Source organism: Labrys sp. LIt4 (assembly GCF_017813775.1).
Lineage (GTDB): Bacteria > Pseudomonadota > Alphaproteobacteria > Rhizobiales > Labraceae > Labrys > Labrys okinawensis_A.
Window position 1 is genome coordinate 1 of record NZ_JAGIPY010000008.1, and the last position, 12,506, is coordinate 12,506.

The 12,506-nt window shown below is 64.9% G+C and carries 9 protein-coding genes; 4 read left to right on the forward strand and 5 right to left on the reverse strand.

Annotated features, from left to right (window positions below; translation table 11 throughout):
- Window positions 1–84: 84 nt before the first annotated feature.
- The 3 genes from topA to plsY all read right to left on the reverse strand — a co-directional run bounded on the left by topA (window position 85) and on the right by plsY (window position 4,728).
- Complete coding sequence (topA, locus tag J8I29_RS16005; protein ID WP_209432422.1) at window positions 85–2,721, reverse strand: type I DNA topoisomerase; 2,637 nt, start codon at window positions 2,719–2,721, stop codon at window positions 85–87.
- A 262-nt stretch (window positions 2,722–2,983) separates the two neighbouring features.
- Entirely contained in the window at window positions 2,984–4,126 is a 1,143-nt protein-coding gene (dprA, locus tag J8I29_RS16010; protein WP_348536034.1) for a DNA-processing protein DprA, read from the reverse strand.
- Window positions 4,123–4,728, reverse strand: a complete 606-nt coding sequence (plsY, locus tag J8I29_RS16015; protein ID WP_105864557.1) for a glycerol-3-phosphate 1-O-acyltransferase PlsY — start codon at window positions 4,726–4,728, stop codon at window positions 4,123–4,125. The genes dprA and plsY overlap by 4 nt, the downstream gene beginning before the upstream one ends.
- Window positions 4,729–5,086: 358 nt before the next feature.
- Here plsY and J8I29_RS16020 point away from each other — a divergent pair, with 358 nt between their 5' ends.
- Window positions 5,087–5,524, forward strand: coding sequence for a hypothetical protein (locus tag J8I29_RS16020; protein ID WP_209432423.1), 438 nt, complete (start codon window positions 5,087–5,089; stop codon window positions 5,522–5,524).
- 127 nt (window positions 5,525–5,651) lie between these two features.
- On the opposite strand, the gene J8I29_RS16025 is transcribed toward J8I29_RS16020, so the two are convergent.
- Together J8I29_RS16025 and J8I29_RS16030 are read right to left on the reverse strand one after the other, a co-directional pair.
- Window positions 5,652–6,950 carry a dihydroorotase gene (locus J8I29_RS16025; RefSeq protein ID WP_209432424.1) on the reverse strand — a complete coding sequence of 433 codons (1,299 nt, stop codon included), beginning with the start codon at window positions 6,948–6,950 and terminating at the stop codon, window positions 5,652–5,654.
- Between the two features lie 12 nt (window positions 6,951–6,962).
- Window positions 6,963–7,910, reverse strand: a complete 948-nt coding sequence (locus tag J8I29_RS16030) for an aspartate carbamoyltransferase catalytic subunit (protein WP_105864553.1) — start codon at window positions 7,908–7,910, stop codon at window positions 6,963–6,965.
- 492 nt (window positions 7,911–8,402) lie between these two features.
- On the opposite strand from J8I29_RS16030, the gene J8I29_RS16035 reads away from it, so the two are divergent.
- The 3 genes from J8I29_RS16035 (at window position 8,403) to J8I29_RS16045 (ending at window position 12,490) form a co-directional block, all read left to right on the forward strand.
- On the forward strand, window positions 8,403–9,932 hold the full coding sequence (locus J8I29_RS16035) for an ABC-F family ATP-binding cassette domain-containing protein (protein WP_105864552.1): 1,530 nt from the start codon (window positions 8,403–8,405) through the stop codon (window positions 9,930–9,932).
- A 178-nt stretch (window positions 9,933–10,110) separates the two neighbouring features.
- Window positions 10,111–11,406, forward strand: coding sequence for an MFS transporter (locus tag J8I29_RS16040; RefSeq protein ID WP_209432425.1), 1,296 nt, complete (start codon window positions 10,111–10,113; stop codon window positions 11,404–11,406).
- 106 nt (window positions 11,407–11,512) lie between these two features.
- Complete coding sequence (locus tag J8I29_RS16045) at window positions 11,513–12,490, forward strand: Ldh family oxidoreductase (protein WP_209432426.1); 978 nt, start codon at window positions 11,513–11,515, stop codon at window positions 12,488–12,490.
- The last annotated feature ends 16 nt before the right edge of the window (window positions 12,491–12,506 follow it).

The window sequence follows — 12,506 nt, forward strand, 5'->3', positions numbered from 1 at the left end:
TCATCACTCTCAATGCAATCTTGCGCGATCAGGCCCCGTTCAAGGCCTGACACTCGCTCAACTACAGTTGCCGGAAACGCCGCCTCAATCGGTATCGAATGGCACCTCGTCGGAATCGACGATTGCCTTGGTTGCCTTCTTGGCGGCAGGCTTCTTGGCGGCGGTGGCTTTCTTGGCTGGCGCCTTCTTGGCCGCCGGTGCCTTGCCGGCCTTGGCGGCGATCAACTCGATCGCCTGCTCGAGGGTGACGGAATCGGCTTCCATACCCTTGGGCAGGGTGGCGTTGACCTTGCCATTGGTGACATAGGCGCCATAGCGGCCAGGCTTGACCTCGATCTTGCCGCCGCCGGGATAATCGCCGAGGGGCCGGCCGGCCGGGGCGCTGCCGCCGAAGCGGCGGCCTGCACCGCCGCTCTCCTTGGTGAGGATGAGGTCGACCGCCCGATTGGCGCCGATCGAGAGCACGTCGTCGTCCTTGTCGAGGCTGGCAAAGGTCTTCTCATGCTGAACATAAGGACCGTAGCGGCCTATATTGACTAGGATCGGCTTTCCCGTATCCGGATGGACGGCGACTTCCCTGGGCAGAGAGAGCAACGCCAATGCCCGCTCCAGGTCGACGCCGGAGGCACTCATGCCGCGCGGCAGGCTGGAACGCTTGGGCTTGTCGCCTTCGCCGAGTTGGACGTAAGGACCGAAACGCCCGTCGCGAAGCGTGACGTCGAGGCCGGTTTCCGGATCGGTCCCCAGCTTCTTCGTGCCTGCCTCCCCGCCACCTTCCGCCTCGCCATTCGCGCCGGCGCCGGCGGAGAAATTGCGGGTGTAACGGCATTCGGGATAGTTGGAGCAACCGATGAAGGGACCCTGCCTGCCGAGCTTGAGCGAGAGCGTGCCGGTACCGCACACCTTGCATTGGCGCGGATTGGAGCCGTCGCCCCGGTCGGGAAAGATGTGAGGACCGAGCAGGTCGTTGAGGGCATCGAGCACCTGGGTGGTGCGCAATTCCTTGGTGCCGTCGATGGCGGCTGAGAAATCACGCCAGAAATCGCGCAGGACTTCCTTCCAGTCGAGCTCGTGGTTGGAGATGCGGTCGAGCTTTTCCTCCAACGCGGCGGTGAAGTCATATTCGACGTAACGGGCGAAGAAGCTCTCGAGGAAGGCGGTGACGAGGCGGCCCTTGTCCTCGGCCTTCAGGCGCTTCTTGTCGACGGAGACATATTCGCGATCCCGCAGCGTGGCGAGCGTCGCGGCATAGGTCGAGGGCCGCCCGATACCGAGTTCCTCCATGCGCTTGATCAGCGTTGCCTCGCTGTAGCGCGGCGGCGGCTCGGTGAAATGCTGGGTAGCGGCGATCGATTTCTTGTCGAGCGTTTCGCCAGCCGACATGGCGGGCAGGCGCTTGCCGTCTTCCTCGTCGCCATCATCGTCGCGGTCTTCATTGTAGAGCGTGAGGAAGCCGTCGAACTTGACGACCTGACCGGTCGCGCGCAGGTCGAGCTTGCGGCCGCCGGCCTCGACCAGGATGTCGACGGTGGTGCGCTCGAGCTCGGCGGACGCCATCTGGCTGGCAATCGTACGCTTCCAGATCAACTCGTAGAGCCGGGCCTGCTCGTTGTCGAGGAAACGGGCGACATCCTTGGGGGTGCGGAAGGGATCGGTCGGGCGGATCGCCTCGTGGGCTTCCTGGGCGTTCTTGGCCTTGGTGGTGTAGCGGCGCGGCGTTTCGGGCAAATAGCCCGGGGCATAGCTCTTGCCGATCATGCTGCGCACGGCAGCGACGGCCTCCGGGGCCATGTCGACGCCATCGGTACGCATATAGGTGATCAGGCCGACCTGTTCGCCATTCAAGTTCACGCCTTCATAGAGACGCTGGGCGATCTGCATGGTGCGGTTGGGCGACAGGCCGAGCTTGCGGCTGGCCTCCTGCTGCAGCGTCGACGTGGTGAAGGGCGGGAAGGGATTGCGCCGGGCGGGCTTGGCCTCGACGCTGGCGACGACATAATGGCCCCGATCGAGGGCGTCCCGGAAGGCGAGCGCCTCCTTCTCCGTGCCCACGTCGAGGCGCTGGATCTTCTGGCCGTCGGCCCCGACGAGGCGAGCCTCGAACAGATCGCCGCGCGGCGTGGCGAGCGTAGCGACGAGGGACCAATATTCGCGGGCGACGAAGCGCTCGATCTCCAGTTCCCGGTCGCAGACCAGGCGCAGGGCTACCGATTGAACGCGTCCGGCCGAGCGGGCGCCCGGCAGTTTGCGCCAGAGCACCGGCGACAGGCGGAAGCCGACGAGATAGTCGAGGGCCCGGCGGGCGAGATAGGCGTCGACCAGGCCTTCGTCGATCTCGCGCGGTGCCTTCATGGCCTTCAGCACCGCATCCTTGGTGATGGCGTTGAAGGTCACACGTTCGACAGGAATGTCCTTGATGGCGCGCTTCTGGCGCAGGATCTCCAGGACGTGCCAGGAGATCGCCTCGCCCTCGCGGTCGGGGTCGGTTGCCAGAATGAGCTTGTCGCTCTCCTTCACCGCTTTGGCGATGTCGGACAGGCGCTTGCCGGCCTTGGCGTCGTTTTCCCACACCATGGCGAAATCGGCGTCGGGCTCCACCGAACCGTCCTTGGCCGGCAGGTCGCGCACGTGACCATAGGAGGCGATCACCTGGTAGTTGGAACCGAGATATTTGTTGATCGTCTGTGCTTTGGCAGGCGACTCAACGATGACGACAGGCATGGGGCGGGCCGTTCACTACGCGGAAAACGAAATCTTCCCTGCCAGGAGCTCACCTTGGTGGCCGGCCAAACAGGGCATGGAAACGAGCAGGCCGTCCGGCTTTCGGCGCGAATAGGCGTCCTGGAGCCGTCGACTAACTGCCAAATAAGGGTAAATCCGAAAATTGCAAACCGGCGCATTTGTCGGATCAGGCGGTGTTGCAACCACCAAGGCGGCGGCAAGATGGGCAAAAGGCGAAGGTAAGTCAATTCGACCGAGCGGCTTACAACAGCGACACCATGCCGTTGCCGTGCCGTTCGATCCGTCCCGACATATCGAGCTCCAGCAAAGCGAGCTGAACCCGCCGGGCATCGAGGCCGCTGGCGCGCACCAGCTCATCCATAGCCACGGGCGAGGGACCGAGCACGGCGATCAGCCGATCCTGGTCGGGGTCGCCCGTCGAGGCGAACGGTGGGGTGGGAGGGGCTTCGGAGGAGGGGGGCTCGAAATTGAAACGAGGTTGAACGGGTCGCCGCGGCGGCGCTACCGGGCGCTCGACCAGTGGCGCAAGGGCTTCCAGCACGTCGCCGGCATGCCGGACCAGGACGGCACCCTCGCGCAGCAATTTGTTGCTGCCTTCGTTGCGCGGGTCGAGCGGGGAGCCCGGGACTGCCATCAGTTCCCGCCCCTGTTCCAAAGCCAAGCGGGCGGTGATGAGAGAGCCGGAACGCGCGGCGGCCTCGATGATCACCACGCCAAGCGACAGGCCCGAAACGATACGGTTGCGTTTGGGAAAATCACGTGCGGTCGCCACCCAGTCGAACGGCATTTCGGACAGGACGCAGCCCGCCTGGCCGATGTCCCGTGCGAGCTGTAGGTGCTGGGGAGGATAGATATTGCCGAGCCCGCCGCCGACCACGGCGACGGTGCCGTTTCCGATCGTCGCGCTATGGGCCGCTTCATCGATCCCGCGTGCCAGGCCGGAAACCACGGTGAAGCCGGCATTGGCGAGTTCGCTCGCCATTGTAGCAGCGAATCGGCGTCCGAGTGCGGAGGCATTGCGGGCGCCCACGATAGCGACCATCGGCCGGGACAAGGGAGCGAGCGAACCCCAGGCGGCGAGGAGGGGCGGAGCCGAATCGATAGCGGCCAGGGAGACGGGGTAATCCGCTTCGCCTATGGCCACGAAGCGGGCGCCAAGGGCAGCCATGGCCTGCAATTCGCGCTGGAGGCTGGCCTCGGATGGCAGCTTGAGGGCTCGGCCGCTGCGCCTGGCGATCTCCGGCAAGGCTTCGATCACCGCGCGGGCGGAGCCGTGGCTTTCCAGGAGGCCCTTGAAGCTGATAGGGCCAATGCCGTCGCAGCGGATCAGGCGCAGCCAATCCAGCTTTTCTTCATCCGGAAGGACTGAGCCTGGCGACGTCACGCCTTCTTTCCGATGCGGCTCTCCGTGCCATTGAGGAGGCGGCCGATATTGGCGCGGTGCATCACCCAGAGGACCGCCGAGAGGACGGCAAAGAGCAGGGCTTCACGCTGGTAGCCCATCAGCAACAGCCCGATCGGGCTCAGCAGACTGGCGGTCAGGGCGGAGGCGGAAGAATAGCGGGTGGTGAAGGCCACCAGGACCCAGACCAGTGCGAAGAAGATGGCGATGGGCCAGGCGAAGGCGGCAAGCAGTCCGAGATAGGTCGCGACCCCCTTGCCACCCTTGAATTTCAGCCAGATCGGGAAGAGATGGCCGACAAAGGCGGCGAGCCCGGCGACGACGGCGGCCCCATCCCCCCAGAAATGGCGGGCAAGCAGCACGGCGGCCGTGCCTTTGAGAGCGTCGAGGATCAGGGTAGCCGCCGCCAGATCCTTGCGGCCGGTGCGCAGGACGTTGGTGGTGCCGATATTGCCCGAGCCGATGGCGCGGATATCACCCAGCCCTGCCACCCGGGTGAGAATCAGGCCAAAGGGGATCGACCCGAGCAGATAGCCGAGCAGCAGCGCCGCCAGCGTCGTCGTCAGGGTCAGGTCGGCAAACATCGGCAGCTCGCTTTGAAGGAAAAGTCCGTGCCGCACACTATCGCCACTGACCAAGGCCCGGCCACGAAAATTTTCATCGACACGCGGGGTGAGGTGCCGGTGAAGGAGTTTTCCTCAGCCTTTGATGGGCACCAGATTGCGATGACCCGGGAGCACGCTAAGGCTTTCCCCATGTGTCGAGCTGGTTCAATGCTGTATGACGCTAAAGCGTTTTGTGATTTCCCGGAATCACCGAGAATCGCAAAGACGGGTCGGAACAAAGAGTTAAGAGCTAGGGCAAACAAGCGTTCGCATGTGAACGCGCTTTGCTCCAGCGCAGGCCGCATGTGCGGGAGCCGGCCGACTGAAGGAGATTTGAATGCGTGCCATCGTGGCTTCGGCCCTGTTCCTCGCGTTTGCCGGCGCTGCCCTCGCGCAGCAGCCGACCTATAACGAACAGGTCGAAAAGGAGTTTCCCGCCCTGGACAGGCTGGTGAAGGCCCAGCCCTACAAGGGTGCCTATAGTGCCCTGCTGAAGGAATTGTCGCCCGTTCCCGACTATCTGTCCGACGTCCTCAGGCGCAAGGGCGACTACATGACCTTCGGTTCCAAGCAGGTGAATGTCGACGGTTCTCCCTATCGCGTCGCCATGGTCTGCCCGACCAACGTGACCTGTGCCGAATATGGCAGCGTCTTCCTGTTCACGGCCGATGGCCGCCGGGCCTGGGCGGAGGTCCGCGACGGCGACAGGCCGGTCTATCTGGGCGCTCCCAGCGCGGCGCAGAAACAGGCCTTGGACCAGGCTTTCGACGAATAATGCCTGGGCGCGGTCTGGTGTGCCGGTCTTCAGACCGGCATATCAACGACCGCCTTCGCAGCGCCAGGTCGGGCAACACGCGACCTGCATGGCTTTTCCCAAGCTCCAGCGAACGGGGGCGCTGGTATCAGCTCCGCTCGAACACCTGCTTGCCAGAGACGAAGGTCCGCGAAACCAGGCCGCTGAGGCGGGCTTCGTCGAAGGGTGAGTTCTTGCAGCGCGAGCGCAGCTTGGCCGCGTCGAGCACGAAGGGCACGTCGGGATCGAAGACGATGATGTCCGCGCCGGCCCCCTTGGCCAGCGTGCCGCCGGGCAGGCGCAGGATCTCGGCGGGGCGGGTCGATAGGGCGCGCAGCAGGCCGATCAGGTCGAGCGAACCGTCATGTACCAGGCGAAGTCCCGCCGAGAGCATGGTCTCCAGGCCGATGGCGCCGTCGGCCGCCTCGGCGAAGGGCTGGCGCTTGGTCTCGACGTCCTGGGGGTTGTGATCGGAGACGATCGCGTCGACCAGCCCGTCCTTGATGGCCTGCACCAGGGCCAAGCGGTCATCCTCATGGCGCAGCGGCGGCGAGACCTTGCAGAAGGTGCGGAAGCCGTCGACGTCGTTCTCGTTGAGAGTGACGTGGTTGATCGAGGTCGAGGCGGTGACGTTGAGCCCGTCCTGCTTGGCTCGGCGCAATACGTTCAGGGAGGCGCGGCAGGTGACGGTGGCGGCGTGATAACGCCCGCCGGTCAGGGCGACCAGGCGCATGTCCCGCTCCAGCAGCATTGCCTCGGCCTCGGCGGGGATGCCGGGCAGGCCGAGGCGGCTGGCAAATTCGCCCTCGTTCATCACCCCGTCGCCGGCCAGGTCCTTGTCCTGGGTGTGATGGATGATGAGGGCGTCGAAATCGCGCGCATATGTCAGCGCCCGGCGCATCACGCGCGCATTCATCACGCTGCGTGCGCCGTCGGTGAAGGCCAGGGCGCCGGCCTCGCCGAGCAGGCCGATTTCGGTCATCTCCTGGCCGGCCAGACCCTTGGTCAGCGCCGCCATGGCATGGACATGCACGATGGCGGTGTCGCGGGCGCGGCGCAGCACGAAATCGACCACGGCGGGATCGTCGATCGGCGGATGGGTTTCAGGCGTGCACACGATGGTGGTGACACCGCCGGCGGCAGCGGCCTGAGAGGCGGTAGCGAGCGTTTCGCGATGCTCGGCGCCTGGTTCGCCCGTCACGGCCCGCATGTCGATGAGGCCGGGTGCGAGGATCTGGCCTTCGCAGTCGATGACGGCAATATCCGGGCCAACGGCACCGGCGGTGAGGTGGGGTCCGATATCGGCGATGACGCCGTCGCAAATCAGCAGGCCGCCGCGCTGCTGGCTGCGGGCGGCGGGATCGGTCAGGAGGGCATTGGCCAGAAGCAGAGGGCGAGCACTATTCAACGGATTTTCCCCTCAGGCATTCGGCAGGTTGCGGGCGAGCGCTTCGAGCACGGCCATGCGGACCGCGACGCCCGCTTCCACCTGCTCACGGATAAGCGACTGCGCGCCATCCGCGACGGCGGTATCGATCTCCACTCCGCGATTCATCGGGCCCGGATGCATCACCAGCGCATCCGGCTTGGCATGACTGAGCTTTTCCTCGTCCAGCCCGAAATAGCGGAAATATTCCTTGGTGGATGGGATGAAGGCGCCGGCCATGCGCTCGCGCTGGAGGCGCAGCATCATCACGATGTCGGCGTTATCCAGGCCTTCCTTCATGTCCCTGTGGATCTCGACGCCGAAGCGGTCGATGCCGGCCGGCAACAGGGTGGAGGGGGCGATCAGGCGCACGCGGGCGCCAAGCGTGCCGAGCAGCAGGATGTTGGAGCGGGCGACGCGCGAATGCAGGATGTCGCCGCAGATCGCCACCGTCAGCCCGGCAATCCGCCCCTTGTTGCGGCGGATGGTGAGAGCATCGAGCAGGGCCTGGGTCGGATGTTCGTGGGCGCCATCCCCGGCGTTGACCACGGCGCAATCGACTTTTCTCGCCAGGAGATGCACGGCGCCAGCCTGGTTATGGCGCACCACGATCACATCGGGCCGCATCGCGTTGAGGGTCACCGCCGTGTCGATCAACGTCTCGCCCTTCTTCACCGAGGACGAGCCGACCGACATGTTCATCACGTCTGCCCCGAGACGCTTGCCTGCCAGTTCGAAGGAGGACTGAGTGCGCGTCGAGGGCTCGAAGAACAGGTTGATCTGGGTCCGCCCGCGCAAGGCGGATGATTTCTTCTCGACCTGCCTGTTGAAGGCGATGTGCTCGTCGGCTTCGTCGAGCAGGCTGATGATATCGCTCTCCGTCAGGCCTTCTATGCCGAGGAGGTGGCGGTGCGGATACGTCGCTGGAGCTGGCTTTGTCATCAAAGCCGACTTCATAGGCCGCACAGGTGACGGCAGCAAGGCAGGAGATGAGGCTGGCGCATTTTTCCACCGCGGGCATTGGATGGGCTATCTCCTCAGCTCCATCGAATGATGGCGCGATCGACCTCCTGGAAGTGCTGCCATCGCCACAAGAAAGTGATCGATCTGGAGATCGCCCCTCCGGACTGCCTTGCCTATCCCCCCGACCAATGCTATCCGCGATCGCGGTACTCGAACCTGGGAAAGGAGGGCTGCGCATGATTATTCGTTCCGACCATCATCGCCAGCGTGGCCCAGTCCAGGCCCTGCAAATGCGTTTGCAGGGCTGACCAGAGGCCGTTTCTTCCCCCGTACTGGTCTGCCCTGATGGCCGTGCAGAACGAGCTCCCGCTCGTGATTGCGCATCGTCAAACGCCGCGCCTTCGCCCTGCATCCCCCCGATGGCTTGATGCCCGGGACATTGCGATCGCCGGTTCGGACCAGAGAATTTCCATGAGCCTGATTACCCTGCGCAACCTCGGCGTGACGCTGAGCGCACCGCTCTTCTCGCAACTCACCCTCACCATCAATGCCGGCGACCGCATCGGCCTGGTGGCGGCCAACGGCCGGGGCAAGTCCACTTTGCTCCGCTGCATTGCCGGCACGATGGAAGCCGGGGAGGGGGACATCATAAGGTCACGCGGGCTGACCGTCGGCCATGTCGAACAAAATGTGCCGTCCCTCCTTCTGGACATCCCCTTTTACGAGGCCGTCCTCGCGGCGCTGCCCGAAGAGGCGCAGGCGAGCGAGGCTTGGCGCGTCGACGTCACCCTCGATTCGCTGCAGGTGCCGAACGATCTGCGGCAAAAACCTCTTGGGCAGTTGAGTGGGGGGTGGCTGAGGCTTGCCATGCTGGCCCGGGTCTGGGTAAGGGAGCCCGATCTCCTGCTGCTCGACGAGCCCACCAACCATCTCGATCTTACCAAGATCGCGCTGCTGGAGGACTGGCTCAACGCCCTGCCGCGGGACGTGCCCGTGATGGTGGCAAGCCATGATCGCGCCTTCCTCGATGCCACGACAAACCGCACCCTGTTCCTGCGCCCGGAGGGGTCGCATTTGTTTCCCTTGGCCTATTCGCGGGCGCGCGCTGCTCTCGCGGAAGCCGACGCTTCGGAGGAGCGGCGCTATCAGCGCGACATCAGGACGGCCCAGCAGTTGCGCAAGCAAGCCGCGAAGCTGAACAATATCGGCATCAACTCCGGCAGCGATCTGCTGGTGGTCAAGACCAAGCAGCTCAAGGAGCGGGCAGAGCGGCTGGAGGAGGCGGCAAGGCCGGCGCATCAGGAGCGCTCCGCCGGGGCGGTTCGTCTTGCCAGCCAGGGCACACATGCCAAGGTGCTGGTGACGCTGGAGGATGCGGCCGTGACGACACCGGATGGCACGCTGCTGTTCCGGACCGGCAAGCACTTCATCTGCCAGGGCGATCGCATCGTCCTCCTCGGCCGGAACGGGACGGGCAAGAGCCGCCTCGTCACCATGCTGCGCCGCGCCATAGCGCAGCCGGAAATAGGCGCGGAAGGCATCAAGGCAACGCCCGCACTGGTGCTGGGCTATGGCGACCAGGCCCTGGCCGATCTCGACGATGGGCAGACGCCGCATCACGCCCTGACCCATCGATTCGATATCGGCGACCAGCGCGGGCGCTCCCTCCTGGCCGGAGCCGGCATCGCCATCGAAAAGCAGACCCGGCCGATCGGCCGGCTTTCCGGCGGCCAGAAGGCCCGCCTGGGCCTTTTGATGCTGCGCCTGGCCGAGCCGAACTTCTATCTCCTCGACGAGCCGACCAATCATCTCGACATCGAAGGCCAGGAGGCATTGGAGGGGGAATTGCTGCGTCCCAACGTCAGTTGTCTGCTGGTCTCGCATGACAGGAGCTTCGTACGGGCCGTCGGCAGCCGTTTCTGGCTGATCGAGGGCCGCAAACTCATCGAGGTGGACGAGCCGGAGGCGTTCTTCGCTTCGGTCAGCCCGGCGGGGAGGTGAACCCTCTCCGCCGGGCCATCCGCGATTTGCCGAGCTTTCCGGCGGCGGCCTTTTCGCATGGATCGGGAGGGCCGCTCTCCTCCCGGCCCACGGAATATTTCCCTTGTCCGGGCGCGGGGGCTGGCTCTTAATGCTCGCGCCGGGGGGCGCAGAACACGAGCAGACAGGAAGGACGCTCATGGCAGGCGCGGCGGCAGCTCAGTCGAAAGTGGGGACCGTACTCAGGGTCACCAGCGGCAATTTCCTCGAAATGTTCGATTTCTTTCTGTTCGGGTTCTACGCCACCCAGATTTCCCAGGCTTTCTTTCCCTCTCAGAACGAAACGACGTCTCTTCTGCAAGCCTTCATGACGTTCGGTGCCGGCTTCCTGATGCGGCCGCTCGGCGCATTGTTCCTCGGCGCCTATATCGATCGCATCGGCCGGCGGCAGGGGCTGATCGTTACGCTCGGCATCATGGCGATGGGGACGGTGCTGATCGCCTTCGTGCCCGGTTACGCCACCATCGGCCTGATGGCGCCGATCCTGGTCCTGGTCGGGCGGTTGCTGCAGGGCTTTTCGGCGGGCGTGGAACTGGGCGGCGTGTCCGTCTATCTCGCGGAGATGGCAACCCCGGGCAACAAGGGCTTTTATGTCTCCTGGCAATCGGGCAGCCAGCAGGTCGCCATCATCGTCTCCGCCCTGATCGGCTATGCGCTCAATCGCGTGTTCGTGCCGGCGACCATCACCGATTGGGCCTGGCGCATTCCCTTCTTCATCGGCTGCATGATCGTGCCGCTGCTGTTCTTCCTGCGCCGGAGCCTGGAGGAGACGGCCGAGTTCGAGGCACGCCACATCCGCCCGACCTTGCAGCAGGCCGTGTCTTCCCTGCTGCAGAACTGGCAGGTCGTGCTGCTCGGCGTGATGCTCGTTCTGATGACCACCGTCTCCTTCTATCTGATCACGGTCTACACGCCGACCTTCGGCAAGAATGTGCTCAAGCTGTCGGAGTCCGATGCCCTGGTCGTCACCCTTTGCGTCGGCATCTCCAATTTCATCTGGCTGCCGGTGATGGGAGCTTTGTCGGACCGCATTGGGCGTTTTCCCATTCTGGCGATCTTCTCCTTCCTGATGCTGGTGACGGCCTATCCCGCGCTGTCCTGGCTGGTCAGTGCCCCGAGCTTTTCCCGCATGCTGGAGGTCGAGCTGTGGTTTTCCTTCCTCTATGGTAGCTATAACGGCGCCATGGTGGTGGCCCTGACCGAGATCGTGCCGGCCCATGTCCGCACGACGGGCTTCTCGCTGGCCTACAGCCTCGCCACGGCGCTTGGCGGTTTCTCGCTGGCGATCTCCACTTGGCTGATCTCGCTTTTGCAGAACAAGGCCGCTCCCGGGCTGTGGCTGTCGGTGGCGGCAGCCTGCGGATTGGTCGCGGCGCTGCTCATCTATCGCACGAAACTGGCAAGCAGCCGGCCGGATCCGGCTTCGGCGTTCTAGACAATCGGGCGATCGTGCCCGAATGCTCGGTTGCTCCAACTCTTTGCTGGACAATTTCCTGTGTATTCCGGCAGATCGCAGGACGCTTTGGGAGTGATGGTCGCCGATGTCGGATGTCGTGAGATTGGGGCGGGAGGCGGCCTGGACTCTCGCTTATGGCGCCTGCCGCGGAGCCGGTGCCGGCGAGGCGATCGCGTGGTCGCTCGCCGATGCCGTCGTGGCCGCCGAATGGGCAGGGCGCTCCTCGGTGGGGCTCTCCCATCTGCGCGATTACCTGGTCGGTTTTACCTCGGGCAGGATCGCCACCGACGTGGAGCCGGAGCTCGACGATCCGGCCTTGGCCATCATCCGCTCTGACGCGAAAGGCGGCATCGCCCAGCTTGGTTTCGACAGGGCCTTCGAGGAATTGTGCAACCGCGCAGGCCGCTATGGGCTGGCCGCCTTCGCCCAGCGCAACAGCTATACCACCGGGGAGCTCGGGTCCTATGTGCGCCGCCTGGCCGAGCGGGGACTGGTGGCTCTTGCCGCTTCGAATGGTCCGGCCCTGATGGCAGCCGCGTTGGGCAGCGAGGCGGTCTATTGCACCAATCCGCTGGCATTCGCGGCGCCTGTCGCCGGCGAGCCCCCCTTGGTGATCGACCAGGCTTCCAGCGCCACGGCCTTCGTCAATGTCCGGCAGGCCGCCGAGAAGGGCGAGGCCATTCCCGAGGGCTGGGCGATCGATGCACAGGGGCAGCCGACGACCGATGCCCGCGAAGCCGTCAAGGGAGCCCTCTTGGCTTTCGGCGGCGCGCGCGGCGGCAATATCGCGCTGATGGTCGAAGTGCTGGCGGCCGGCATCAGCGGGGCGAACTGGTCGCTCGATGCTCCCCGCTTCATGACCGGTGCGAAGAGCCCGGGTGCGGGCCTGTTCGTTCTCGCCCTGAAGCCCGATCTGCTGGAGCCGGATTTTGCCGACCGCTTGAAGCAGCAGTTGGAAAGGCTGTCCGGCAAGGGCGTGCATATTCCCGGTCGCAGGCACGCGGAGGACGCCATCGAGGTCCCCAAGGCGGTGATCGAAGCGCTGGAACGGCACGGACGCTGATCGCTTCCGCCGTTTC

Bases quoted from the DNA above. Each gene is read 5' to 3' on its own strand.
- J8I29_RS16040 (WP_209432425.1), top strand. From the start codon at position 10,111: ATGGCAGGCGCGGCGGCAGCTCAGTCGAAAGTGGGGACCGTACTCAGG.
- J8I29_RS16035 (WP_105864552.1), top strand. From the start codon at position 8,403: ATGAGCCTGATTACCCTGCGCAACCTCGGCGTGACGCTGAGCGCACCG.
- plsY (WP_105864557.1), bottom strand. From the start codon at position 4,728: ATGTTTGCCGACCTGACCCTGACGACGACGCTGGCGGCGCTGCTGCTC.
- topA (WP_209432422.1), bottom strand. From the start codon at position 2,721: ATGCCTGTCGTCATCGTTGAGTCGCCTGCCAAAGCACAGACGATCAAC.
- J8I29_RS16045 (WP_209432426.1), top strand. From the start codon at position 11,513: ATGTCGGATGTCGTGAGATTGGGGCGGGAGGCGGCCTGGACTCTCGCT.
- J8I29_RS16020 (WP_209432423.1), top strand. From the start codon at position 5,087: ATGCGTGCCATCGTGGCTTCGGCCCTGTTCCTCGCGTTTGCCGGCGCT.
- J8I29_RS16030 (WP_105864553.1), bottom strand. From the start codon at position 7,910: ATGACAAAGCCAGCTCCAGCGACGTATCCGCACCGCCACCTCCTCGGC.